21 protein-coding genes are annotated in these 24,613 nt (G+C 60.9%); 14 read left to right on the top strand and 7 right to left on the bottom strand.

All coding sequences use genetic code 11. The annotated features are described in order from the left end of the window. The first annotated feature begins 62 nt into the window (after positions 1 to 62). The 3 genes from BFP92_RS06015 (at position 63) to BFP92_RS06005 (ending at position 2,946) form a co-directional block, all read left to right on the top strand. Positions 63 to 989, top strand: coding sequence for an Ssp4 family T6SS effector (locus tag BFP92_RS06015; RefSeq protein WP_065912550.1), 927 nt, complete (start codon positions 63 to 65; stop codon positions 987 to 989). Beyond that, complete coding sequence (locus BFP92_RS06010; protein WP_239694240.1) at positions 979 to 1,437, top strand: hypothetical protein; 459 nt, start codon at positions 979 to 981, stop codon at positions 1,435 to 1,437. Before BFP92_RS06015 ends, BFP92_RS06010 begins: the two co-directional genes overlap by 11 nt. Positions 1,438 to 1,650: 213 nt before the next feature. Then, complete coding sequence (locus BFP92_RS06005; RefSeq protein ID WP_065912548.1) at positions 1,651 to 2,946, top strand: delta-60 repeat domain-containing protein; 1,296 nt, start codon at positions 1,651 to 1,653, stop codon at positions 2,944 to 2,946. A gap of 18 nt (positions 2,947 to 2,964) precedes the next feature. Here BFP92_RS06005 and BFP92_RS06000 read toward each other — a convergent pair whose 3' ends face one another. Genes BFP92_RS06000 through BFP92_RS05985 form a run of 4 tightly spaced genes read right to left on the bottom strand, consistent with a single transcriptional unit; the run spans position 2,965 to position 7,746 of the window. Further along, on the bottom strand, positions 2,965 to 3,822 hold the full coding sequence (locus BFP92_RS06000) for an efflux RND transporter periplasmic adaptor subunit (protein ID WP_065912546.1): 858 nt from the start codon (positions 3,820 to 3,822) through the stop codon (positions 2,965 to 2,967). Between the two features lie 10 nt (positions 3,823 to 3,832). Beyond that, entirely contained in the window at positions 3,833 to 4,033 is a 201-nt protein-coding gene (locus BFP92_RS05995; protein WP_003171907.1) for a DUF1656 domain-containing protein, read from the bottom strand. Then, positions 4,023 to 6,200, bottom strand: coding sequence for an FUSC family protein (locus BFP92_RS05990; protein WP_065912544.1), 2,178 nt, complete (start codon positions 6,198 to 6,200; stop codon positions 4,023 to 4,025). The genes BFP92_RS05995 and BFP92_RS05990 overlap by 11 nt, the downstream gene beginning before the upstream one ends. A gap of 10 nt (positions 6,201 to 6,210) precedes the next feature. Further along, on the bottom strand, positions 6,211 to 7,746 hold the full coding sequence (locus tag BFP92_RS05985; RefSeq protein WP_065912542.1) for an efflux transporter outer membrane subunit: 1,536 nt from the start codon (positions 7,744 to 7,746) through the stop codon (positions 6,211 to 6,213). A gap of 182 nt (positions 7,747 to 7,928) precedes the next feature. Here BFP92_RS05985 and BFP92_RS05980 point away from each other — a divergent pair, with 182 nt between their 5' ends. From BFP92_RS05980 to BFP92_RS05960, 5 genes are all read left to right on the top strand, one after another. Next, a complete protein-coding gene (locus BFP92_RS05980; protein WP_058419353.1) occupies positions 7,929 to 8,897 on the top strand; it encodes a LysR family transcriptional regulator in 969 nt (322 codons plus the stop codon). Between the two features lie 117 nt (positions 8,898 to 9,014). Next, on the top strand, positions 9,015 to 9,989 hold the full coding sequence (locus tag BFP92_RS05975) for a 2-hydroxyacid dehydrogenase (RefSeq protein ID WP_065912540.1): 975 nt from the start codon (positions 9,015 to 9,017) through the stop codon (positions 9,987 to 9,989). A gap of 97 nt (positions 9,990 to 10,086) precedes the next feature. Then, a complete protein-coding gene (locus BFP92_RS05970; protein WP_017138169.1) occupies positions 10,087 to 10,989 on the top strand; it encodes a chemotaxis protein CheV in 903 nt (300 codons plus the stop codon). Between the two features lie 3 nt (positions 10,990 to 10,992). Continuing rightward, a complete protein-coding gene (locus BFP92_RS05965) occupies positions 10,993 to 11,475 on the top strand; it encodes a GNAT family N-acetyltransferase (protein WP_065912538.1) in 483 nt (160 codons plus the stop codon). Positions 11,476 to 11,583: 108 nt separating this feature from the next. Beyond that, on the top strand, positions 11,584 to 12,327 hold the full coding sequence (locus tag BFP92_RS05960) for a YkgJ family cysteine cluster protein (RefSeq protein WP_065912537.1): 744 nt from the start codon (positions 11,584 to 11,586) through the stop codon (positions 12,325 to 12,327). A 102-nt stretch (positions 12,328 to 12,429) separates the two neighbouring features. On the opposite strand, the gene BFP92_RS05955 is transcribed toward BFP92_RS05960, so the two are convergent. After that, positions 12,430 to 13,212 carry a transporter substrate-binding domain-containing protein gene (locus BFP92_RS05955; RefSeq protein ID WP_065929274.1) on the bottom strand — a complete coding sequence of 261 codons (783 nt, stop codon included), beginning with the start codon at positions 13,210 to 13,212 and terminating at the stop codon, positions 12,430 to 12,432. Between the two features lie 168 nt (positions 13,213 to 13,380). Further along, entirely contained in the window at positions 13,381 to 13,614 is a 234-nt protein-coding gene (locus tag BFP92_RS05950; protein ID WP_056858969.1) for a hypothetical protein, read from the bottom strand. 215 nt (positions 13,615 to 13,829) lie between these two features. Here BFP92_RS05950 and BFP92_RS05945 point away from each other — a divergent pair, with 215 nt between their 5' ends. The 6 genes from BFP92_RS05945 (at position 13,830) to BFP92_RS05920 (ending at position 23,450) form a co-directional block, all read left to right on the top strand. Then, positions 13,830 to 14,996 carry an efflux RND transporter periplasmic adaptor subunit gene (locus BFP92_RS05945; RefSeq protein WP_065912536.1) on the top strand — a complete coding sequence of 389 codons (1,167 nt, stop codon included), beginning with the start codon at positions 13,830 to 13,832 and terminating at the stop codon, positions 14,994 to 14,996. After that, positions 14,993 to 18,088, top strand: a complete 3,096-nt coding sequence (locus BFP92_RS05940) for a multidrug efflux RND transporter permease subunit (protein ID WP_065912534.1) — start codon at positions 14,993 to 14,995, stop codon at positions 18,086 to 18,088. Before BFP92_RS05945 ends, BFP92_RS05940 begins: the two co-directional genes overlap by 4 nt. Before the next feature lie 10 nt (positions 18,089 to 18,098). After that, positions 18,099 to 18,776: a heavy metal response regulator transcription factor gene (locus tag BFP92_RS05935; RefSeq protein WP_017138176.1), complete on the top strand. Its 678-nt coding sequence runs from the start codon at positions 18,099 to 18,101 to the stop codon at positions 18,774 to 18,776. Continuing rightward, on the top strand, positions 18,766 to 20,130 hold the full coding sequence (locus BFP92_RS05930) for a heavy metal sensor histidine kinase (RefSeq protein WP_065912532.1): 1,365 nt from the start codon (positions 18,766 to 18,768) through the stop codon (positions 20,128 to 20,130). Before BFP92_RS05935 ends, BFP92_RS05930 begins: the two co-directional genes overlap by 11 nt. Positions 20,131 to 20,449: 319 nt before the next feature. Beyond that, positions 20,450 to 21,772, top strand: a complete 1,323-nt coding sequence (locus BFP92_RS05925) for an OprD family porin (protein ID WP_065912530.1) — start codon at positions 20,450 to 20,452, stop codon at positions 21,770 to 21,772. Positions 21,773 to 21,959: 187 nt separating this feature from the next. Continuing rightward, positions 21,960 to 23,450: a diguanylate cyclase gene (locus BFP92_RS05920; RefSeq protein ID WP_065912528.1), complete on the top strand. Its 1,491-nt coding sequence runs from the start codon at positions 21,960 to 21,962 to the stop codon at positions 23,448 to 23,450. Between the two features lie 218 nt (positions 23,451 to 23,668). On the opposite strand, the gene lpxC is transcribed toward BFP92_RS05920, so the two are convergent. Then, positions 23,669 to 24,580 carry a UDP-3-O-acyl-N-acetylglucosamine deacetylase gene (gene lpxC, locus BFP92_RS05915; protein WP_003171886.1) on the bottom strand — a complete coding sequence of 304 codons (912 nt, stop codon included), beginning with the start codon at positions 24,578 to 24,580 and terminating at the stop codon, positions 23,669 to 23,671. Between the last annotated feature and the right edge of the window lie 33 nt (positions 24,581 to 24,613).

Here is a 24,613-nt window from a genome sequence, read left to right as displayed (position 1 = left end):
GACATATCTAAAAGGCACGACTTATCAGGCTCTTTCACCTCTGTTGGCTTACAGGTGAAAGGATGCCAAGTGATTTCCTGAGAAACGGTGTACCGGATGCGCACACCACGACTCGCCAGCGACTGATCAATCTGCTGGACCTGCCCAAGCTTTATCGAAGCATTGACGCCGACCCGGCCATTGTCGGGGCCGGGGTGGTGCATATCGGCAGCGATTATCAGGTGACGGTGCTTCGAGAGTTTGTGCCGCTTTGCAGTATCAACCCCAAGCGCGTGATTTTGCGGGAAGTGGCAGGGCAGACGATGACGGCCGATGAGTATGCCGAGCGGGTAGCAAGTTCGCCGCAAGAGTCGCAGCTATGGAGGGAGGCAGTGGGAATGACCCTGGCATGCGGTGGGGCTGTGATTGCGGTTATTGTTGCCAAGGCAGGCATCGCGTCAGCCCCTCTAAGTGCCGGCTCGAGTCTTGCTGTGACTTACATGGCTTATACCGCCGCAGCCGCCAGTGCTTTGCAATGCGGCAACGGTATTTGGCGAACCTACAAAGAACTCACCAACCCTGCTGAGAACACGTATTACGACAGTCTGAGTTGGTATCAGGCAATGACCGTCGCCTTGGACGGCATTTCGCTAGTGGGTGCGGGCAGCACGACCTTCGCCACGGTAAAGACCGTCATAACTATCAAAAATACAACAGGCCGCAACGTGGCCGACATCTTGAGGCATATGAGCCGCCAGGAACGCGCAAAGCTCACGAATGAAGTGCTGCGCCTGCAAAACCCTCGTCACCCTCGCGAAATAATTCGGTTAAAGCAGCTAGCCGGAACACTCCCCAAACGGTTCAACAATGTCCAACTACGCCAGGACGTACTCATTCAATTAGCTGATCAAGTGAGTGCCGCGCTGGCCGTTACAGGCAGCGGTCTGTCCGGCAATATCAACTCTGTCGCTATCGGTATCTATGAGGCGTTTAGCAACCATGAACACTGACATTGTGAGTAAGCAGGGTCCCCAAACTTTACGTTATTACACCCGGCGCTTTGCATTCACGGTGGGCATGGCAGTATCCATGAGTCTGGTCAGTATTTCCGGCAACTTGTCACATAGCCTGTTGTACTACGCCCGCATAAATTACTTGCCAAGCGAATATGCCATCGTGGCGGCTCTGGTATTGCTGCTGGTCTTGTGTATTGGCATGGCCTTGGCGGCGGTGGGGTTTCGTTTTGGCTCTGCGTTACTGGTAGGTGTTGCGTCGTTGAACGCTGTGCTTGCGGCCGACTATCTGGGAAACCACCGAGTGACGATGTTTGCAGTGCTTCCTTTATTGCAATCACTGTTCGGGCTGTTTCTCCTCCACACAAAAAATCATCGCCGCTACATCAGCATATTGCGTGTAAAACGTCGACGCAGACTCAGAGCCAACGCAGCATTTCTCTAGTCGCCCATGCATATGAAGCGTGGTGCGGGGTTTTGGCAGCATGCGCATGAGACATTTGTGCTGCATTCCTAAAAGGCCATTGGCCATTTAATACCTGTCAGATCTGACAGTAGACGAGGTATTCCTCCAAGAACAGACTCAGACTGTTGCTTCGGCTATAAACGTCCCGTGCCGGCATGGCAGCGCCCCGCTAACCGATAAAGGCATACCAACATGAACGCGGCCAACGCCCCTTCACAGTCCGGCACTCATGACCCAAGCTTTGGCGTAAAAGGAGAAATCACATTACATGAGATTCTGGCCGGGCATCCTGAACTGGTCGTGTTGCAGCTCTTCAAGGGGCTGACGACCGATAAAGAAGGCAACATTCTGTTCTGTGCCAACTTTTTTCAACACGGCCTCAATAACATATTTGGCTTAGGCCGCTTAGACGCCAACGGCAAACTTGATAAAGCGTTTGGCAAGGATGGCTTGGTCACCGGTAACTTCGCCCCCTCTGTGCCAGCCGGAGGTTCGAGGCTGACAGTTCAGCCCGACGGGAAAATCCTGATGCTGGGCTGGACATGGCGTGACAAAGGCAATGGTTGGGCAGACATAGTCGTTGCGCGCTTCGAAAGCAACGGTGCATTTGACACAACTTTTGCCAATCAAGGCATGTGCACTCTACTCACCCATCAGGACGAAGGGCTGACGGAAGACTCGACGACCGTGCACGTACAGAATGATGGACACATTCTGATCACCGCCAACTACTCCAAGCGCCACAATTCGTACTCGACAGTGGGCACCGTATTTCGCTTGAAACCCAATGGTGAATTGGACGCAGATTTGAACGGCAATGGCAGACTGGACTTCAAACTGGAGAACACCGCTGCCGCGACTGCCGTTAACGCCTGTATCAGCCAGGGCGACGACCATAAAATCGTTATTGCCGGCCATGCCCGATTCACCCCTACACTCCATTCCGCAATGTTCGCCCGACTCAACCACGACGGCACGTTGGACAAAACCTTTGGTGATCCGCAAAACCCAGGTGTCTTCCGGGTGCAGGGCATTACCGACCACACCACCTTCAACGACCTCACCGAGCGCGCAGACCGCAGTCTTGTAGGCGCCGGCCAAGTCGGCATGAACTATGTCGAAGCTACAAGCGGGTTACTGTGCGCCATTACCCCCAATGGCGCACCGCATCAATTGTTCAATCAAGGCAACCCCTTGGTCAGTCAATTCAATAGCGCTTACGACAATGGCTGGTACACCATCATGAATACCGGCGCGGGCGACCTTGTCACAGCCTCATCAGGCAACATGATCTACGTGGCCAAATTCAACGCCGGCGGCGCACCGGATCCGGCCTTTAACAACCAAGGCTATAACGACTTGGATTCCCCAGTCAGGAACAACCCCGTGCTGCTAGCCGAGCTAGGCGAACAGAGAATCCTCATCGGTGCCAACATAGTCGGTGTGAACCCAGAGGGTATGGGGTCTCTGCAGTGTTTCTTTGGATAGTTTGAATATCAAGGAGACTCAAAGGTCGCGATCGACAATCACGGTGCAAGTGATGCCCGCCGCCAACAACACCCCGTCCGGCACCTGATCAATATGAATCCGCACCGGCACGCGCTGGGCCAGGCGCACCCAGTTGAAGGTCGGGTTCACATCGGCGATCAGCTCACGGCTCTCGGGGTTATCACGGTCGTAGATACCCCGCGAGATACTTTCCACGTGGCCCCTGAGCGTCTCGCCGCTCATCAGTTGCATGTCGGCTTTGTCGCCGACTTTGACGTGCGGCAGCTTGGTCTCCTCGAAGAAGCCGTAGACCCAGAACGAGTTCATATCCACCACGGCCATTTTCGCCTCGCCGATTCGCGCGTAGTCGCCGCGATGCACATTGAGGTTGGTGACGTAGCCGTCCACTGCTGCCACCACTTGCGTGCGTTTCAAGTTCAGCTCGGCGGCTTCCAGTTGCGCCAGCGCGTGCTGGTAATCGGCCAGGGCCGAGTCGGCGATGTTGCTGGCGTCGTCGCGGTTTTCCCTGGAGATCACCAGCGCATCCAGGTCGGCACGGCGATGGGCGTTGACCTTGCGCATCTCCCAGGTAGCTTTGCGCGAAGCCACCAACGACTGCGCCTGCTTGACTGCGATGCGGTAGTGCTCAGGGTCGATCTGCATCAGCAAGTCGCCCTTTTTCACCAGCTGGTTATCACGCACCGGCACGTCGACCACTTCACCCGTGACGTCCGCCGCCACATTGATAATGTCGGCGCGCACGCGGCCGTCGCGGGTCCAGGGCGTTTGCATGTAATGCACCCACAGCGTGCGGCCAATCCAGATAGCCAAAGCCAGTACCAGCAAGGTCGCGAGCAGGCTGAAAAACTTTTTCATCGGGGCATTCTCAACGGTAGACGCTCAGCGCCAGGGCGCCGAACAGGCAAACGAACAGGCTCAGGCGCAACAACGCCGGGTGCCAGAAAAAACGGTACAGGTCGAACCCGGCCAGGAAGCGGTCCAGCGCCCAGGCCAGCACGGCCGCAATCAAAAACATCAGGGTCATGGTCGGCATATACAGGCCGTGGAACGCGATTTCACGGGGCATGCGGGGCTCCTTTCAGGGCCGCCAGTGGCGATTGCGGGTCGAGCAACGAGGTGCGGATAAAGTGCAGGTAGCTTTTGACCCGGCGCAGGGCCGAGGTGTCGAAGTGCGGGGCGAAGGGTTCGTCGGTGGCCTGCACGCGGCTGATCGCGTGGTCGACGGCGACCAGGCCACGCTCCAGGTTGCTGGCGCTGGGTTGCAGGAACAACCGCACCAGTGAGCGGCCCATCACGCGGATCGCCTGGCGCCATGGCTGGGATTCGGCATACGCCGGGTGCACCGGCAAAATCGCCTGTTCCTTGCGCAGCTCGATGATTGCGTGGCCGACCTCCAGCACCACGAACATCCAGCGCAGCAGGTCGCGCTGCACGTGCGGCTGGCCGGCGGCGAGGCCGTAGGCCTGGTGCAGCAAATCGCGGGTGCGGCTTTCAAAACTCGAGGCCAGGCCCTTGAGCTTGCCGCTGATCGCGTACACCACTTGCTCGCGCAGGTCCTGCTCCAAGCGGCGCCACAACCAGCGGCTGTTGGGCGGCAGGATAATCGCCCCCGCCGCCGCGCACACCAGCATGCCGATGATCATGGCGATGTAGTCGTTGATAAAGGTGTAAGGGTTGTAGACCGTGAGGTTGTCCGGCACCGAGCCGGTGCTGAAGAAGATCAACAGGCCGACGCCCACGCCGGCATATTGCGGGCGTGAGGCCAGGAACGCGCCGAAGATGATCACCGGTGCGAGCATCACGCACAGCAGCGGGAAGCCGTCGATCCAGGGGAACACAAAGAACATTTCGACAAAGCCCACCAGTGCGCCGACCAAGGTGCCGCAGGCCATCTGGAACGCCATGCGCTTGGGGTTGGGCGTGGCGGCGGACAGGCCGACCGTAGCGGCGGCAATCAGGGTCATGGTTGCGCCGCTGGGCCAGGCGGTGGCCACCCAGTAACTGCCCAGCACGACGAGGATGAACGATGCTCGAATCCCCGAAGCCGCGCAGGCCAGCCAGTTGGTCTTGGGGATAAAGGTCTCGTTCCACTGTTCGCGTTCATGGCTGTGTTCGGCCAGGGATGCGTGGGTCAGCGCGTAGTTGTGCAAGTCATCGACAAAGCGATAAAGCAGCTCATAGGCGGTATGAAAATCCAGCTGCTCGGCTTCGCTCGGGTTGCCCTCTTCAAAGGCCGCACGCAGAGCACGCACCTTGGCGGGCAGGCCGTCCTTGTAGGCGCTGAGCTGGTTAACCAGCCGCGCAGCGTCGGGGCTGGTGAGCGCCCGGCCGGAGAAGCCGTCGAGCACTTCGGCAAGGTCCTGCAGGCCAGGCTTGATCGCCGCAACCACGTGATCGGCCGCATCGGTACGCAACCGTTCGAGCAACTGGTGCAGGGCGTTGAAACGCGTGGTGATGCTCATGAATTCGCTGTTGAGGCGGCTGAGCCGACCATTGCGCCGACGCATGTGCGGGTCTTCGAACACGGTGACACTGCGCAGCCCTTCCAGGCCCACCGCTTCAGCGATAAAGCGCACGTTGCTGGCCTCGAAACCTTCACGCTGGCTGCGCCCACGCAGGCCATCGGTGACGAACAGCGCAAATACGCCAAAACGCTGATACAAGGCGTTGCGCATCGCCGCGCTGGAGGTTTGCGGCAGGATCGCGGCGCTGACCACGGTGGAGCAGATAATCCCCAGGGAGATTTCCAACACCCGCCAGACCGCCGCCATGAACGCGCCGTCCGGGTTCGCCAACGCCGGCAAACCCACCATCGCCGCCGTATAACCGGCCAGCACAAAACCATAGGCGCGAAAGTTGCGATTACGCGTGGCACCCGCCGTGCAGATACCCACCCAGATCGCCAATGCGCCGAGGAACAACTCGGTGTTCTGCGCAAACAAGGCGATCAACAAGACCATCACCGTCGAGCCCGCCAAGGTGCCGAGGAAGCGATAGAAACTCTTGGCAAACACCTGGCCGCTCTGCGGTTGCATCACGATAAACACGGTGATCATCGCCGTGCGCGGTTGCGGCAACTCCAGGCGCATGGCCAACCATAGCGTGAGGAATGCGGCGATCAGCACCTTGAAGATATACACCCAGGTCACGCCATCACTGCGTGCCCAGTCGAAAAAACCACGGCGCCACTCAAGGGCGTGCAACCAGCGCAGCGGTGCAGGCAAGGGAGTCATTGCAATCTACTCAGTGATCGAACACGGCGAGCGCCGCCGGGGTTTTGCCGGGAAGTGTCTTGGCGTCCTGTGGTACGTCGTCGCCGGCGCCGAGCCCGCCACCCAATGCCGTAACCAGCTCGGCATGGGCACTCAGGCGCGCGGCCTGCACCTGTTGCTCGACCTGTTGCTGGCGGAACAGCAGGGTCTGGGCGTTGAGCACATTGAGGTAATCGGTGAGGCCGCGCTGGTAAGCGATCATGGCGATGTTGTAGGTTTTCTGCGCAGAGGCCACCGACTGCGCGGCAAAGGTGGCTTGCTTGTCCATGGATTCGCGGCGGATCAACTGGTCGCTGATGCCCTTGAGCGCGTTGACCAGCGTCTGGTTGTACTTGGCCACGGCGATGTCATACCCGGCGCTGGCTTGGCCCAATTGCCCGCGCAAACGACCGCCGTCGAAGATCGGCAAGCTGATCGCCGGGCCCACGGTGTAGTTGAATTTCTGCCCGCTGAGAAACCCCAGCATCGTACCGCCGGTGGCCATATAGCCGAGGCTGCCGACCAGATCGACGTTGGGGTAGAAACCGGCATGCGCCACATCGATGCCGCGTGCCTGGGCGGCGACCTGCCAGCGGCTGGCGACCACATCCGGGCGTTGGCCGAGCAATTGCGCGGGCAGGCTTGAGGGCAGCTTCAGCGGCGCAGCCAGGGACAAACTCGGGCGTTGCAGTTGCGCGCCTGCGCCTGGGCCTTTGCCGGCCAATGCCGCGAGTTGGTTACGGCTCAGGGCGATGTCTTCGTCGAGGGCATCGAGCTGGCGATGGGTTTCCGGCAAGGGCGTTTCGGCCTGGCTGACGTCGAAATGCGTGCCGATCCCGGCGTTCAGGCGTTTGTTGGCCAGGTCGAGAATCTGCTGTTGCTGGGCCAGGGTGGCGGCGACGATATCGCGGTTGGCGAAGTGCAACGACAGCTGGATATAGGCGCGTACCACATTGTTCTGCAATTCGAGCTGGGCCTGACGCGCTTCGGCGGCGCTCATGTGCGCAAGGTCCACGGCGCGTTCGCTGGCATTGCTTTCGCGGCCCCACAGGTCGAGGGCGTAGCTCAGGCCCAGGGACGAGGTGTTGTCCCAGGTATTGGCACCGCTCAAGGCTCCCGGCCCGTAGAACTGATCTTTCGGCCAGCTGTGACGCTTGAGGGTGGTGTCACTGTTGACCTGCAGCGACTCGGCCGACTCGGCAATCCCTGCCATGGCCCGCGCTTCCCGCACCCGCGCGGCGGCCATGGCCATGCTCGGGCTGTTTTGCGTGGCGAGGTCGACCCAGCGGTTGAGCTGCGCGTCGCCATAGGCTTGCCACCATTGTGTGGTGGGCCAATGGGCGTCCTGGGCGGCGCTCTGGATCGCTTGGTCGGTAGCCAAGTGATTGGCGTCGAGGGCCTGGCCTTGGGGGGCGATTCCTCCGGTTCCGATGCAGCCGCTGATTGCTAACGATAAGGCCAAAACACTGAGAGCCTTCAGCGCTCTGTTGATGAGAGCCTTCAGCTCTCTGCTGATGCGACGCGGCACGGCGAACGAATTCCTGAGGTGGTGAGGCGGGGAAGGTGGCGCAATTCTAGGGGGCGCCATGGGGAACGATAAGCTGGCATTCCTGTGAATCTTTGTTACCGTTCAGGCGATAATCCGTTGGTAGGGATCACTGGACGGCGTAACTTTCTGTCACAATTTGCTATCTCCCTTGAGAACACTCCATGGACACTTTGCAAAATATGCGCGCCTTCAGTTGCGTGGCCGAGGCCGGCAGCTTCACCGCCGCCGCCGTGCAACTGGACACCACCACCGCCAACGTCTCGCGCGCGGTCTCCAACCTTGAGGCCCATCTGCAAACCCGCTTGCTCAACCGCACCACTCGCCGCATCGCGCTGACCGAGGCCGGCAAGCGCTATTTGCTGCGTTGCGAGCAGATCCTCGCCTACGTCGAGGAAGCCGAAGCGGAAGCCAGCGACGCCCACGCGCGCCCCGCCGGGCAGTTGAAAGTGCACACCATGACCGGCATCGGCCAGCATTTCGTGATTGATGCCATTGCCCGTTACCGGCGCACCCACCCCGACGTGACCTTCGACCTGACCCTGGCCAACCGCGTGCCGGACCTGCTCGACGAGGGTTACGACGTGTCCATCGTGCTGGCCAGCGAGCTGCCGGACTCGGGTTTTGTGTCCCAGCGCCTGGGTATCACCTACAGCATCGCCTGTGCCTCGCCGGATTACGTCAAGGCCAAAGGCTGCGCGCAGCGGCCTCAGGACTTGCTCAACCACGCCTGCCTGCGCCTGGTCAGCCCGGTGGTGCAGCTGGATAAATGGACTTTCAATGGCCCCGAAGGCCAGGAAAGCGTGGCGATCAACACCTCGCCGTTCCTGGTCAACTCGGCCGATGCGATGAAAACCGCGATCACCAGCGGCATGGGCGTCGGCCTGCTGCCGGTGTACGCCGCCATCGAAGGCCTGCGCAACGGCTCGCTGGTCCGGGTGATGCCCACCTATCGCTCGCAGGAACTGAACCTGTACGCCATCTACCCGTCGCGTCAGTACCTGGATGCGAAGATCAAGACCTGGGTGGAATACCTGCGCGGTTCGTTGCCGGAGATTCTGGCGGCGCATCAGGCAGAGTTGGTGGCGTACGAGTTGAGCGGCAGCCTCGGCGGCACGCGCCTGGCGAACTGATTTATACCTGGCAACACAGATCAACTGTGTGCACATGGGGTCGGCGGTGTCCTGACAATTGTCGGCAGGAATGTTAGCGTGCTTACCATTCTCCCGTAGTCGATGAGCCCGCCTGCAATGAAAAAGACTGTCCTCGCCTTCAGCCGCGTCACCCCGGAAATGATCGAACGCCTGCAACAGGATTTCGAGGTGATCGCGCCGAACCCCAAGCTGGGTGACCTCAACGCTCAATTCAATGAAGCCCTGCCCCACGCCCATGGCCTGATCGGCGTAGGCCGCAAGCTGGGGCGTGCGCAGCTCGAAGGCGCGAGCAAGCTGGAAGTGGTGTCCAGCGTGTCGGTGGGCTACGACAACTACGACGTGCCGTACTTCAATGAGCGCGGGATCATGCTCACCAACACCCCCGACGTGCTCACCGAAAGCACCGCCGACCTGGCCTTCGCCCTGCTGATGAGCAGCGCCCGCCGCGTGGCCGAGCTGGATGCCTGGACCAAGGCCGGCCAGTGGAAAGCCAGTGTTGGCGCGCCGCTGTTTGGCTGCGATGTACACGGCAAGACCCTCGGCATCGTCGGCATGGGCAATATCGGCGCAGCCGTGGCCCGGCGTGGGCGCCTGGGCTTCAATATGCCGATTTTGTACAGCGGCAACAGCCGTAAGGCCCAACTGGAGCAGGAGCTGGGCGCGCAGTTTCGCAGCCTGGACCAACTGCTGGCCGAAGCGGATTTCGTCTGCCTGGTGGTGCCGTTGAGCGACAAGACGCGCCACTTGATCAGCACCCGTGAGTTGGGGCTGATGAAATCCAGCGCGATCCTGATCAATATTTCCCGTGGGCCTGTGGTGGACGAACCGGCACTCATTGAGGCGCTGCAAACCCAGAAAATCCGTGGCGCCGGGCTGGATGTGTACGAGCAGGAGCCGCTGGCCGAATCGCCGCTGTTCAAGCTGAGCAATGCGGTGACCCTGCCGCATATCGGCTCGGCCACCCATGAAACCCGTGAAGCCATGGCCAACCGTGCCTTGGATAACTTGCGCAGCGCCTTGCTGGGGCAGCGTCCGCAGGATCTGGTCAACCCACAAGTCTGGAAGGGCTGACACCGAGCCCAGCCCGACACAAAATCCGGTTAAAGCCTGGCTCCCCCAAGTCGATAACCTTCCATAGATCGTCCTCCCTGATCCACAGAAGGTTTTTATGTCCACCACCAAAGCCCGCGCAGATTCACTCTCGCTTCTGCTCTTTACCTTGCGCAGCGGCAAGCTGATGGCCATCAACCTGCTCAAAGTCAGTGAAATCATCCCCTGCCCGCCGCTGACCAAGCTGCCGGAGTCGCACCCGCACGTCAAAGGCATCGCCACCCTGCGCGGCGCCTCGCTGTCGGTGATCGACCTGAGCCGCGCCCTCGGCGAGATGCCGCTGCAAGACCCGAACGGTGGCTGCCTGATCGTCACCGATGTCAGCCGTTCCAAGCAGGGCCTGCATGTGCAGGCGGTGAGCAAGATCGTGCACTGCCTGACCACCGACATCCGCCCGCCGCCCTATGGCTCCGGCGGCAATCGCTCGTTTATCACCGGTGTGACGCAGGTCGAAGGCGGCCTGGTGCAGGTGCTGGATATCGAAAAGGTCATCCACGGCATCGCCCCGGCCCCCGTTGAAGCGGCGCCGACCGACTTGACCATGGAAGAAGCCGAAGTACTCGGTAACGCGCGAATCCTGGTGGTGGACGACAGCCAGGTGGCTCTGCAGCAATCGGTACACACCCTGCGCAACCTCGGCCTGACGTGCCACACCGCGCGCAGTGCCAAGGAAGCCATTGATGTGCTGCTGGAGCTGCAAGGCACGGTCGAGCAGATCAACGTGGTGGTGTCGGACATCGAGATGTCTGAAATGGACGGTTACGCCCTCACCCGCACCCTGCGCGAAACCCCGGACTTCCAGGAGCTTTACGTGCTGCTGCACACCTCTTTGGACAGCGCGATGAACAGCGAAAAAGCCCGCCTGGCCGGTGCCGACGCGGTGCTCACCAAGTTCTCGTCGCCCGAGTTGACCAAGTGCCTGGTGGTTGCCGCGCAAACTGTGGCGCAAAAAGGCCTGTAAGCGGTGGCGGAGTATTTTCAACTGCTGCGCCGCGACCTTACCGCCAGCCTGCCAGCCCCGCAGTGGCCGGCCAATACCCGGCTGGATCATTACCGCGATGAGCTGGCCCCGGCCATCCATGCCGTATTGCGCATGACCCAGGAACAGGGCGGCGGCCGTGTCCCCAGCCTGGCAGAGTGGCGCCGGCAGTTCATCACCGACGCCGAGTTCGATCCCACACTATGCCTGGTGGCCAGTAACGCAGACGGCATTCTGGGCGTAGCCCAGTGCTGGACCAGCGCGTTTATCAAGAACCTCTCGATCCATCCGTGCGCCCAGGGCCAGGGGCTGGGGCGTGCCTTGTTGCTGCACACCTTCCACGTGTTCAAGCAACGCGGCGAGCCCTATGTGGACCTGAAGGTACTGGAAAGCAACCAGCGCGCCCGACAGTTGTATGAAAGCGCCGGCATGGTGTTTGTGCTGCGCGACCAGGTGCCCGAAGACTGACCGGCACTGGCGCATAACTTGCTTCCACTGAGCCTGAACAGTGAATAGAGGCAAAAACCCGTCACCGTTCAAGAGTGCCCTCTGACCTTGCCTGGTGACAGATCCTCCATGAACACTCACTTTTCCTGCGTCGGTTGCGGCAAATGCTGCAGCGACCATCACGTCCCCCTGACCCTCGAAGAAGCCCGCAGTTGGGCCGCTGACGGCGGTGACGTCATCGTTCTGGCAGAAGGCTTTCTCGCCAGCGGCCTGGGCTTGCCGGTGCAACAACGCGAGCACGCCCAACTGCGCTCAGTGGTGGTCCCCAGCGGCAATACCGAGGCGTTTGTGGCAATTACCTTTGCCGCCTACAACGCCGGGCGTTGCCGGAATCTTGACGAAGACAACCGTTGCCGCATCTATGAACGTCGCCCGCTGGTGTGCCGCATCTACCCGATGGAAATCAACCCGCACATTCCATTGAACCCCGCCGCCAAGGATTGCCCGCCAGAGTCCTGGGAACAGGGGCCGGCGCTGATCGTTGGCGGTGAATTGATGGATGCCGAGTTGGCCGAGCTGATCCGCCGCTCACGCCAGGCCGACCGTGACGATGTGCAGACCAAGGAGGCCGTGTGCGCCTTGCTGGGTATTCGTACTACGGCGCTCAAGGGCGATGGGTTTACCGCGTACCTGCCGAACATGGCGGCCTTCGCCCAGGCGCTCGAGTGGGCGATTGGGCAACCCTCGGTGGCTAATGAGTGGGTGTTTCATGTGTCCGGCATGGACATCGCCGAGCAGGTGCTGGATGCGGGGGCGCAGATTGCCACTGAGGTGCCGGCCAACTATGCGTTTATTTCGTTGAGAGCGGCTTAGGCTCGATGCGGCCAGCTCCCACAGTTGAACGGGTATGGCTGCCTGTTGGCCATGGCATGCAAAACACTGGTGCAGCTCATGCTCCGCTCAATTAATTGGCCATCATTGAATGGAGGGCGGCTCATCCAAGTGATAACGCGCCAGAATCCGCTGGTATTCGCCGTTGTGCATCAATTGTTCAAGCGCGTGGTTGAGGTCGTTACGCAAGCGGGAGTCAAACTTGCGCACCGCAATGGCAATGCCGTTGCCTAACAGCTCACCGGACAAGGGCGGCCCCAGGAAGTCGAAATCCTGGCCATCCGGGGTGTCGAGCAGCGCCCTGCGAATTTCCACAGTGCCTTGCAGCGTCGCATCGATAGTGCCGGCCACCAGGCTGCGCGTCAGTTCGTCGTTGAGCCAGAAACTCTTGATGATGACGCCCGCCGGTGCCCACTGCGACCGCGCAAAGGCTTCGCGGTTGCTGCCCAGCAGTACACCGACACGCTTGCCCTTGAGCGAGCGTGTGTCGGGCAACAAGCCGGAGTCCCGGCGGGCGACCAGACGCGTGGTAAAGGGATACAGATTATCGGTGAACCCCACCAACCGACGCCGCCCGGAGGTGGCGGCCATGCCCATGATCGCATCGAACTGCCGGGCTTCGAGGGCCGGGAAGTCTTCGACAAGCACCTGGTCGACCCAGGTACAGCGCACATTCAACTGTGTACACAGGGCATTGCCCAAGTCGATGTTCAAGCCCACCAATTGACCTTGCGGGCTGCGACTCTGAAACGGCGGGAACTGCGCGGCAACGGCGAAGCGGATTTCGCGCCGGGGTTGATCATCGTCGGCCACGGCGTTGATCGACAGCAAGAGAGCAAGTGCTGCACACAGAGGTATCAGAGCCACGGGAAACATCCTTTTCCAGAAAGACCAGCCTTGAGCACCCGACGCGATCCAAACGGTCGGGATGCAATCAAGGCGGTGCAAGCTTTCTAGAAACGGTCGTGGGTCTTCAATCAGAAATATCAGCAGGCGTTGTAGTCCACACCTGATAAAACGCTGATGGTTCTATTCTCAGCGTTTACCCATCGAGCGGCGAGTGCCCGGCGGCGCCATGCCTGGCGACTTGGTGTGACCGTTCTTGGCGCCATTCTTGTACCAGGGCTGGGCGGCGTTTTTGGCCCCGGCCAGTTCACCCGGCTTGAACGGAAACTTGAACGCCGGGATCTCGGCTTTTTCAACGCTTTGAGCGTCAGCCGGATCGACGAGGTCGGCCGCTTCAACAGGGGGTTGTGTCGGGGAAGTCATGGAAGCTCCGGAGCGTGCAGAAAATGAGGCGGCGGCCGGCTTGCGGGCCACGCTGGCGCGCAGTATACCTGCGCGCCTCGGATCTTTAACCACCGCCGGTACGAATGGTCGGACTTTACTGACAGCGCTGTCAGTTAGCAGTCACCGTACTGACCGGGTTGGCGGGCTATAAAGAACCCTCACACTCCCGACCCTTTGCCCCGGCGCCACACCCCATGCACATTCAACGAAAAACCGCCCTGTTCGTGGGTGCCCTGGTGGTCGTGGCGATTGCAGCCTGGGCCTTCAACCGACCGGCGAAAAGCAAACTGGCGGTGTCCACCGCCATCCCGGTGCGGGTGGTGAGCGTCACGCAGCAGGACATTCCGCGATTTGTCAGCGGTATCGGCTCGGTGCTGTCGTTGCACAGCGTGGTGATCCGCCCGCAAATCGACGGCATCCTCACCAGGCTGCTGGTCAAGGAGGGCCAATTGGTCAAAGCCGGTGACCTGTTGGCGACCATCGATGACCGTTCGATCCGCGCCAGCCTCGATCAGGCCAAGGCGCAGTTGGGTGAAAGCCAGGCGCAGTTGCAAGTGGCGTTGGTGAACCTCAAGCGCTACAAAGAGCTGAGCGTCGACGACGGCGTGTCCAAGCAGACCTATGACCAGCAGCAAGCCCTGGTCAACCAGCTCAAGGCCACGGCGCAAGGTAATCAGGCCGCAATTGATTCGGCCCTGGTCCAGCTTTCCTACACCCAGATTCGCTCGCCGGTCACCGGCCGTGTCGGCATTCGTACCGTGGATGAAGGCAACTTCCTGCGCATGAGTGATACCCAAGGTTTGTTCTCGGTGACGCAAATCGATCCGATCGCCGTGGAGTTTTCGTTGCCGCAACAGATGCTGCCGACCCTGCAAGGCTTGATCGCCGCGCCCACAAAGGCCAGCGTCGATGCCTACATGGGCGCCGACACCGACGGCCAGACCGGCGACCTGCTCGGCGAAGGCCACTTGAGCCTGATCGACAACCAGATCAGCTCCACCACCGGCACCCTGCGCGCCAAGGCTGAATTCAATAACGCCTCGCAGCGCCTGTGGCCGGGGCAACTGGTGACCATCAAGATCCAGACCGCCCTCGACAAAAATGCCCTGGTGGTGCCGCCGACCGTGGTGCAACGTGGGCTCGATGCGCACTTTGTGTACCGCGTCAAAGGCGACAAGGTTGAGATCGTGCCGGTGCAGGTGGCGTATCAGGACAGCGACGTGAACATCATCAAGGGCGTGCAAGCCGGTGACGTGCTGGTCAGCGATGGCCAGTCACGGCTCAAGGCCGGCGCGCAGATCGAGGTGCTCAAAGACCCCCCGCAAGTGATCCAGACCGCCCAAGCCAAGGTGCAACCATGAGCGGCAGCCGTTCGCCGTCCGCCTGGTGCGTCGACCACCCGGTTGCCACCCTGCTGCTGACCTTTGCGCTGGTGCTGTTGGGGCTGATTGCCTTCCCGCGCCTGGCGGTGGCGCCACTGCCGGAAGCGGAATTCCCGACCATCCAGGTCACCGCCACCTTGCCCGGCGCCAGCCCGGACACCATGGCCTCATCCGTGGCCACGCCCCTGGAAGTGCAATTCAGCGCCATCCCCGGCATGACCCAGATGACGTCCAGCAGCGCCTTGGGCTCAAGCCTGCTGACCCTGCAATTTACCCTGAACAAAAGCATCGACACCGCCGCGCAGGAAGTGCAGGCGGCGATCAACACCGCCTCCGGCAAGCTGCCCAGCGACATGCCGAGCCTGCCGACCTGGAAGAAGGTCAACCCGGCGGACAGCCCGGTGCTGATCCTCAGCGTCAGTTCCGACAGCATGCCCAGCACCGAGCTGAGCGACTATGTGGAAACCCTGCTGGCACGCCAGATCAGCCAGATTGACGGCGTTGGCCAGATCAACATCACCGGCCAGCAACGCCCGGCGATTCGTGTACAGGCTTCGCCGGACAAACTTGCGGCCATCGGCCTGACCCTCGCCGATGTGCGCCTGGCCATCCAGCAGTCCAGCCTGAACCTGGCCAAAGGTGCGATTTACGGCGAGAACAGCGTGTCGACGTTATCCACCAACGACCAACTGTTTCACCCGGAGGAATACGGCCAACTGATCGTTTCCTACAAGAACGGCGCGCCGGTGCAGCTGCGTGATGTCGCCAAAGTCATCAACGGTTCGGAAAACGCCTACGTGCAGGCCTGGTCCGGTGACACGCCCGGGGTCAACCTGGTGATTTCGCGCCAGCCCGGTGCCAACATTGTCGAGACCGTGGACCGCATTCAAGCCGAGCTGCCGCGCCTGGAAGGCATGCTGCCGGCCTCGGTGCAGGTCAGCGTGTTGAGCGACCGCACCAAGACTATCCGCGCGTCCTTGCATGAAGTGGAAATGACCCTGCTGATCGCCATCTTGCTGGTGGTGGCGGTGATGGCGCTGTTCCTGCGCCAATTGTCGGCGACGCTGATTGTGTCCAGTGTGCTCGGCGTGTCGCTGATCGCCAGTTTCGCGCTGATGTATGTGCTCGGCTTCAGCTTGAACAACCTGACGCTGGTGGCGATCGTGATCGCCGTGGGCTTTGTGGTCGACGATGCCATCGTGGTGGTGGAGAACATTCACCGTCACCTGGAGGCGGGCCTGGATAAGCGCGAGGCGGCGATCAAGGGCTCCGGCGAAATCGGTTTTACCGTGGTGTCCATCAGCTTCTCGCTGGTGGCGGCGTTTATTCCGCTGCTGTTCATGGGCGGCGTGGTCGGGCGGCTGTTCAAGGAGTTTGCGCTGACGGCCACCTCGACCATCCTGATTTCGGTGGTGGTCTCGCTGACATTGGCGCCGACCCTGGCCGCCCTGTTCATGCGCGCGCCGACTCATCATGCCCATGACAAACCGGGTTTCAGCGAGCGCCTGCTCGCCGGCTACGCGCGCAACCTGCGCCGTGCGCTGGCGCATCAACGCAGCATGGCGGCGATCTTCATGGTGACCCTGGCGTTGGCCGTGGTCGGCTACGTGTTTATCCCCAAGGGTTTCTTCCCGGTGCAGGACACCGGCTTTGTACTCGGCACCAGCGAAGCGGCGGCCGACGTGTCGTACCCGGACATGGTCGCCAAGCACAAGGCTCTGGCCGAGATCGTCAAGGCCGACCCGGCGGTGGCCGCGTTTTCCCACTCGGTGGGCGTGACCGGCAGCAACCAGACCATCGCCAACGGCCGTTTCTGGATCGCCTTGAAAGACCGCGGTGACCGCGATGTGTCCGCCAGCCAGTTCATCGACCGCATCCGCCCCAAACTGGCCAAGGTGCCCGGCATCGTCTTGTACCTGCGCGCCGGCCAGGACATCAACTTGAGTTCCGGCCCAAGCCGCGCCCAATACCAATATGTGCTCAAGAGCAACGACGGCCCGACGCTCAATACCTGGACCCAACGCCTGACCGAAAAACTGCGCGCCAACCCGGCCTTTCGCGACCTGTCCAACGACCTGCAACTGGGCGGCAGCATCACCCACATCAGCATCGATCGCCAGGCGGCGGCACGCTTTGGCCTCACCGCCACAGACGTCGACCAGGCGCTGTATGACGCATTCGGCCAGCGCCAGATCAACGAATTCCAAACCGAGATCAACCAGTACCAGGTAGTACTGGAACTCGACACCCAGCAACGCGGCAAGGCCGAAAGCCTGAATTACTTCTACCTGCGCTCACCGCTGACCAACGAGATGGTGCCGCTGTCGGCACTGGCCAAGGTCGACCCGCCCAGCGTGGGGCCGTTGTCCATCAGCCATGACGGCATGTTCCCGGCGGCCAACCTGTCGTTCAACCTGGCACCCGGCGTGGCATTGGGCGATGCGGTGATCATGCTCAACCAGGCCAAGAACGAAATCGGCATGCCGACCACCCTGATCGGCACCTTCCAGGGCGCCGCCCAGGCGTTCCAGAGTTCGCTGGCCAGCCAACCGTGGCTGATCCTGGCGGCGCTGGTGGCGGTCTATATTATTTTGGGTGTGCTGTATGAGAGCTTCGTGCACCCGCTGACCATCATCTCCACCTTGCCCTCGGCGGGCCTGGGCGCGTTGATCATGCTGTGGCTGCTGGGCCAGGACTTTTCGATCATGGCCTTGATCGGGTTGGTGCTGCTGATCGGTATCGTCAAGAAAAACGGCATCCTGATGATCGACTTTGCCCTGGAAGCCCAGCGCGTGCGCGGGCTGCCACCTGAGGAGGCGATTTATGAAGCCTGCGTCACCCGGTTCCGGCCGATCATCATGACCACCCTCGCCGCCCTGCTCGGCGCCGTGCCGTTGATGCTGGGCTCCGGACCAGGCGCGGAACTGCGCCAGCCGCTGGGGATCGCGGTGGTCGGCGGCCTGTTGGTGAGCCAGGCGCTGACGCTGTTCACCACACCGGTCATATACTTGTACCTTGAGAAGTTTTTCCACAGGCCCAAACCAGCGCCGGCGCTGGCGACCACACACTAAAGGCGGGGTCATGCGCGTCCTGATTATTGAAGATGAAGAAAAAACCGCGGACTACTTGCACCGCGGCCTGACAGAGCAAGGCTACACCGTCGATGTAGCACGTGAAGGCGTCGAGGGCTTGCACCTGGCGCTGGAAAACGACTACGCGGTGATCGTGCTTGACGTGATGCTGCCCGGCCTCGACGGCTTTGGGGTGTTGCGCGCACTGCGGGCACGCAAGCAGACGCCGGTGATCATGCTCACCGCCCGCGAGCGTGTGGAGGACCGCATCCGTGGCCTGCGTGAAGGCGCCGATGATTATTTGGGCAAACCGTTTTCGTTCCTCGAACTGGTGGCGCGCCTGCAAGCGCTGACCCGCCGCAGCGGCGGGCATGAGCCGGTGCAAGTCACCGTGGCCGACCTGTGGATCGACCTGATCAGCCGCAAGGCCAGTCGCAATGGCCTGCGCCTGGACCTGACCGCCAAGGAGTTCTCGCTGCTCAGCGTATTGGCACGGCGTCAGGGTGAAATCCTGTCCAAGACCGCGATTGCGGAAATGGTCTGGGACATCAATTTCGACAGCGACGCCAATGTGGTGGAAGTGGCGATCAAGCGTCTGCGCGCCAAGCTCGACGGGCCGTTCGAACACAAGTTACTGCACACCATTCGTGGCATGGGGTATGTGCTGGAGAGCAGAAGTGTCGGCTAACTCCATCGCCGTGCGCCTGAGCGGCATGTTCACGTTGGTGGCGCTGCTGATCTTCGTGTTGATCGGCGGCGCGCTGTACCAGCAAGTGGATCGCGGCCTGGGCTTGTTGCCGGGCGCCGAACTGGATGCGCGCTACAGCGTGCTGGAGTCCTCGGTGAACCGCTTCGGTACACCCGATCACTGGGCAAAAATCACCGCCAAATTGAAGTTGCTCGGCGAAGAAGACACGCGCATCCGCTTCTGGGTGGTGAGCAGCGACCCGAGCTACGAGTACGGCAACCCCACTGCGCAGATCCGCGCATTCGCCCAGGGGCCGACCGGCAAGCGCGACCTGCGCCTGCCTGGCCATGAATACCCGTTCAAAGTGTTGGTGAGCCAGTTCGCGGCCAAGGATCAACGCCCGTCACTGCGCTTTATGATCGCCATCGACACCGAGAACTTCCGCGCCACTCAGCATCATCTGTTGATGGTCTTGATCGGCCTGGCCTGTGTCGGCGTCGCGCTGGCGGCGCTGCTGGGCTTCTGGGTCTCGCGTATCGGCCTCAAACCGCTGGGCAAGCTCTCGGATGAAGCGCAAAAACTCGCCCCGCCCAAACTCTCCGGGCGCTTGCAGTTGTCGCCCTTGCCGCCGGAGCTGAGCCAGTTCGTCAACTCATTCAACGCCACGCTGGATCGGGTCGAACAGGCGTATTCACGCCTGGAGTCATTCAATGCCGATGTGGCCCACGAACTGCGCTCGCCGCTGACCAACCTGATCGGCCAGACCCAAGTGGCGCTCACCCGTGGTCGTTCGGCCGAGCATTACTTCGAGGTGCTGCAATCGAACCTCGAAGAGCTGGAACGCCTGCGCTCGATCATCAATGACATGCTGTTCCTGGCCAGCGCCGACCAAGGCAGCAAGGCCACCAAACTGATCGAAAGCTCCCTGGCCGATGAAGTCGCCACCACCCTCGACTACCTGGACTTCATCCTCGAAGACGCCCAAGTCAACGTGCGCGTGCGCGGCGACGCCTTGGTGCACATCGAAAAAGCCCACCTGCGCCGCGCGCTGATCAACTTGCTGAGCAATGCGGTGCAGCACACCGCGCCGGGGCAGATCATCGACGTGAGCATTGAAGTGCAGGAGCAGTGGGTGGCGATTGGGGTGACCAACCCCGGCGATGAAATTGCCAGTGAGCATTTGCCGCGCTTGTTTGAACGCTTCTACCGGGTGGACGCGTCACGCAGTAACAGCGGCGCGAATCACGGCCTGGGGCTGGCGATCGTCAAGGCGATTGCGTTGATGCATGGCGGCGATGTGTTTGTGCGCAGTGAGGGGGGCGGCAACACCTTTGGCATTACCTTGCCGGTCTAACTCTCCAGTACACCTCAATCCAATGTGGATCAGCCCCCACACTGGATCTGCAGCTTCCCGACTGTTGCGGTTTGGGCAACAGTCATTATCTTGTTACACTCTATATCGCACCGCTCACCTGCGTTACTTTGACGCACCGATGAGCGCGACGGCAAGGCAGCTTCCCGCTCACCCGAATTTCCCTCGACTTATTTCCAGGGCTCTACACTGGGAATCTGTTTAAAGCCGCTGACTTCAGCGGCTTTTTTTTGCCGTAAAAAAAGGCCAGGCACGCCCTCACGACATTGGCCGTTTTCGATTGACCAAAGGAGCTAAACCGGTGAAGAACTCGCTGACGTTCACCCCGTTATTCCTCGCGATTGCAGCAACGATCGTCCCCCTTGCCCACGCGGCAGACTCGACCCCCGCTGACGGTTTCGCCGAAGGCTCAAGCCTCAAGATCAACACTCGCAACTACTACATGAACCGCGACCGCCGCGACATTCACACCGATGACAGCAAAGAATGGGGCCAGGGTTTTATCGGCACCTTCGAATCCGGCTACACCCCGGGCACCGTCGGCTTTGGTCTGGACCTCAATGCCATGCTCGGCCTCAAGCTCGACGGCGGCGGCGGCACTGACGGTTCCAGCATCCTGCCTTACGGCAGCGGCAACGGCAAAGCGCCTGGCTCGTTCTCCACCGCTGGCGGCACCTTGAAAATGCGCGCGTTCGACACCGAGCTCAAAGCCGGCGACCTGTTCCTTAACAACCCGGTGATCGCCGGCGGTATGACTCGCATGTTGCCGCAGACGTTCCGGGGTGTGAGCCTGACCAACCACAGCTTCGACGGCTGGATGCTCGAAGGCGGCCAGGCCAGCTTTACCAAGCTTTACAACCAAAGCGGCCACCGGCGCATCGGCACCAGCTACGGCACCTTGCCCGCCAACGCCGACAGCCAGCACCTGAACTGGGCCGGTGTGTCCTTCAGCGGCGTTCCGGGCCTGACCAGCAACCTGTACGCCTCCGAACTCAAGGACGTGTGGCACCAGTACTACTACGACTTGGACTACACCTACGCGCTGAACGACCTGGTCAGCCTCAACCCGGGCCTGCACTACTACCACACCCAGGACACCGGCCAGTCGTTGCTGGGCAGCATCGACAACAACACTTACAGCCTGCATTTCACCGTGGGCGTGGGCAACCACAGCCTCACCGCCGCGTACCAGCGGGTCAACGGCAACACACCGTTCGACTACATCACCCAGGGCGACAGCGTGTACCTGGACAATTCCCAGCAATACTCAGACTTCAACGGCCCCAACGAGCGCTCGTGGAAGCTCAAGTACGCCTACGACTTTGCAGGCCTCGGCATGCCTGGGCTGACGTCCGCCGTGTCGTATATCAGCGGCAAGACCGACCTGACCAGGGTCGACCCCAACAGCCGTGGCTACAGCGCCTGGTACAGCGCCGACGGCAAAGACGCCAAGCACTGGGAACGCGACATCGACTTGAAATACGTGGTGCAAGGCGGCAAAGCCAAGGACCTGGCCGTGCGCCTGCAGTGGGCAACAAACCGCGGTGGCAGTGGCTACTCGGCGGTGGACCGGGATGTGGATGAATACCGCGTGATCGTGGATTACCCGATCAACGTGTTCTGAGCTAAATCTGTCTAAGATCGAGATCCAGGGTGGGAGCGGGCTTGTGTGGGAGCTGGCTTGCCTGCGATGCAGACACCTCGGTACATCTGCAACACCGCAGCGATGCTATCGCAGGCAAGCCAGCTCCCACACCGAACCTGCGTTTGCCTACTACGCTATTGGCATCCTCGAAGCAGAAGTACGCCCGATGAGCCCAAGTCTCAACCGACCCACCCGTCGCCCGGAACGCTTGTTGATTCTGGGCAGTTGCCTCACCGTGTTCCTGATCGTGGCGATCGTCACCGCGCTGCTGATTCGCGAACATGCCAACACCTTACAGACCGCCAAGCGTACCGCCAATAACATCACCCAACTGATCGACGCCGATGTACTGCGCAACGTCGAACTCTACGACATGGCCCTCAAGGGCCTGATCGCCGCCACCGAACGCAGCGACCTGCAGGGTGTGTCCGCCAGTATCCGCCACCTGGTGCTGTTCGATCGCTCGGCCGCCGCCCCCTTCAAGGGTGACATTCTGCTGCTGGACCCCAGTGGTGAAGTGATCGCCGACTCCTCACTGCTCACCCCCAAGACCGGTAACTTCGCTGATCGCGACTATTTTCAGGCACACCGCAGAAACCCTGAGCTGGGGCTGTATATCAGCCGCCCCTTCCTGGCCCGTTGCGTGTGCGATGACCGGTGGCGCATCGCATTCAGCCGCCGCGTGTCATCCCCGGACGGGCGCTTTCTGGGCGTGGCGGTGGCCTCAATGCGTCTGTCGTACTTCAAACAGTTGTTCAGCGGCCTGAACATCGGAAGCAACGGCACCATCAACCTGATCAACCACCAAGGCATCCTGCTGGCGCAACAACCGCTGCTGGAAGCGGACATGATCGACAAGGACTTGAGCCAACGCCCCAATGTCGCGCGCATGCTGCGCGAACGCGATGGCAGCTTTCGTGGCGTCTCCAGCGTCGACAACCAGCCACGGCTGTATAGTTTCTCGAACGTGGGCACCTTGCCGTTGATTGTCGCGGTGGCGTTGTCCAGCGATGAAGTGTTTGCCCCATGGCGGCGTGCAGCGTGGCTGGTCAGTATGGCCACGGGCGTGTTGTGCATCGGCCTGTTGTGGCTCACCTGGATGCTGAGCAAGGAGCTGCGCCGCCGCCATCGGGCCGAGCAAGTGCTGTCAGAACTGGCAGCCACCGACGCCCTCACCGGCCTTGCCAACCGCCGCACCCTGGACCAGCGCCTGCGCCTGGAATGGGACCGCGCACAACGCTCGACCGAGCCGCTGAGCCTGCTGATGATCGACGTGGATCACTTCAAGGACTTCAATGACCTGCATGGCCATCACGGCGGTGATGAAGCCTTGCGTGCAGTCGCCCAAGTCATCGAAGACAACATCCGCCGACCGGCTGACCTGGCGGCGCGCTACGGTGGCGAAGAGTTTGCGGTGGTGCTGCCGCATACCGACGCCAAGGGCGCCTGGTTGATTGCCGAACATATCCGCAGCAGCGTCGAGCATTTGCCACGGGTGGCCGGTGCCGACGGGCCGATCACGGTGAGCATCGGCATGGGCACGTGGCAAAAACGCAGCCGCATGGCACTTGAGGACTTGCTGCTCAATGCAGATCAGGCGTTGTATGAGGCCAAGCACACCGGGCGTAATCGCATCGTCGAGGCCGCAGCCCGCTAGACCTGATCGTTCCCACGCTCCGCGTGGGGATGCCTCTCCTGACGCTCTGCGTCACGCTTTGGGACGCGGAGCGTCCAGGGCTGCATTCCCACGCGGAGCGTGGGAACGATCGGCGCTCGGAGCGTGGGAACGATCGGCGCTCGGGGCGTGGGAACGATCGGCATAAAAAAAGGCCACCCGAAGGTGGCCTTTCAAAACTAAAGAAAGAGAGTTGTTACTTACACCGCCGCAACGGGACGCATGTAAGAGATCGGTGCGGTGCTGGCATCTTCGAAGGTCACGACTTCCCAAGCGTCTGTCTGCTCAATCAACTTGCGCAGCAGCTGGTTGTTAAGGGCGTGGCCCGACTTGAAGCCTTTGAACTCGCCTATCAGGCTATTGCCCAGCAGGTAGAGGTCACCGATTGCATCGAGGATCTTGTGCTTCACGAATTCGTCTTCATAGCGAAGGCCGTCTTCGTTCAGTACACCATCCGCGTCGACCACAATGGCGTTTTCAACGCTGCCGCCGAGTGCGAGGTTGTGCTTGCGCAGGTACTCGATGTCACTCATGAAACCAAAGGTACGGGCGCGGCTGACTTCTTTTACAAACGAAGTGCTGGAAAAATCCACGCTTGCACTTTGGGTGCGGTCACGGAATACCGGGTGATCGAAATCGATCTCAAAGCTCACTTTAAAGCCTTCGAACGGAACGAAGGTGGCGCGCTTGTCGCCGTCTTCTACTGTCACTTCCCGCAGAATGCGAATGAACTTCTTGGCTGCGTCCTGTTCTTCCAGGCCGGCAGATTGAATCAAGAATACGAAGGGTCCAGCGCTGCCATCCATGATGGGGACTTCGGACGCGGAGAGCTCGACGTAGGCGTTATCGATGCCCAGGCCAGCCATGGCCGAGAGCAAGTGCTCCACCGTGTCCACTTTGACGTCACCGTTGACCAACGTGGTCGACATCGTGGTTTCGCCAACATTTTCCGCGCGAGCAGGAATCTGCACCACAGGGTCCAGGTCGGCACGAACAAACACGATGCCGGTGTCGACAGGTGCAGGTTTGAGAGTCAGGTATACCTTCTCCCCGGAGTGCAGACCTACACCTGTGGCACGGATAATATTCTTCAGGGTGCGTTGTTTAATCATGGCTTGGACCGCTTCAGCGCAAATTGCGAACTG

Source organism: Pseudomonas sp. 58 R 3, from assembly GCF_900006605.1.
GTDB classification, from domain to species: Bacteria; Pseudomonadota; Gammaproteobacteria; order Pseudomonadales; family Pseudomonadaceae; genus Aquipseudomonas; species Aquipseudomonas salomonii.
This window is presented reverse-complemented; position numbering and strand designations above follow the sequence as displayed.

Bases quoted from the DNA above. Each gene is read 5' to 3' on its own strand.
- BFP92_RS05975 (WP_065912540.1), top strand. From the start codon at position 9,015: ATGAAAAAGACTGTCCTCGCCTTCAGCCGCGTCACCCCGGAAATGATC.
- BFP92_RS05995 (WP_003171907.1), bottom strand. From the start codon at position 4,033: ATGCCCCGTGAAATCGCGTTCCACGGCCTGTATATGCCGACCATGACC.
- BFP92_RS06015 (WP_065912550.1), top strand. From the start codon at position 63: ATGCCAAGTGATTTCCTGAGAAACGGTGTACCGGATGCGCACACCACG.
- BFP92_RS06005 (WP_065912548.1), top strand. From the start codon at position 1,651: ATGAACGCGGCCAACGCCCCTTCACAGTCCGGCACTCATGACCCAAGC.
- BFP92_RS05945 (WP_065912536.1), top strand. From the start codon at position 13,830: ATGCACATTCAACGAAAAACCGCCCTGTTCGTGGGTGCCCTGGTGGTC.
- lpxC (WP_003171886.1), bottom strand. From the start codon at position 24,580: ATGATTAAACAACGCACCCTGAAGAATATTATCCGTGCCACAGGTGTA.
- BFP92_RS05940 (WP_065912534.1), top strand. From the start codon at position 14,993: ATGAGCGGCAGCCGTTCGCCGTCCGCCTGGTGCGTCGACCACCCGGTT.
- BFP92_RS05980 (WP_058419353.1), top strand. From the start codon at position 7,929: ATGGACACTTTGCAAAATATGCGCGCCTTCAGTTGCGTGGCCGAGGCC.
- BFP92_RS05970 (WP_017138169.1), top strand. From the start codon at position 10,087: ATGTCCACCACCAAAGCCCGCGCAGATTCACTCTCGCTTCTGCTCTTT.
- BFP92_RS05920 (WP_065912528.1), top strand. From the start codon at position 21,960: ATGAGCCCAAGTCTCAACCGACCCACCCGTCGCCCGGAACGCTTGTTG.
- BFP92_RS06010 (WP_239694240.1), top strand. From the start codon at position 979: ATGAACACTGACATTGTGAGTAAGCAGGGTCCCCAAACTTTACGTTAT.
- BFP92_RS05990 (WP_065912544.1), bottom strand. From the start codon at position 6,200: ATGACTCCCTTGCCTGCACCGCTGCGCTGGTTGCACGCCCTTGAGTGG.
- BFP92_RS05960 (WP_065912537.1), top strand. From the start codon at position 11,584: ATGAACACTCACTTTTCCTGCGTCGGTTGCGGCAAATGCTGCAGCGAC.
- BFP92_RS06000 (WP_065912546.1), bottom strand. From the start codon at position 3,822: ATGAAAAAGTTTTTCAGCCTGCTCGCGACCTTGCTGGTACTGGCTTTG.
- BFP92_RS05950 (WP_056858969.1), bottom strand. From the start codon at position 13,614: ATGACTTCCCCGACACAACCCCCTGTTGAAGCGGCCGACCTCGTCGAT.
- BFP92_RS05935 (WP_017138176.1), top strand. From the start codon at position 18,099: ATGCGCGTCCTGATTATTGAAGATGAAGAAAAAACCGCGGACTACTTG.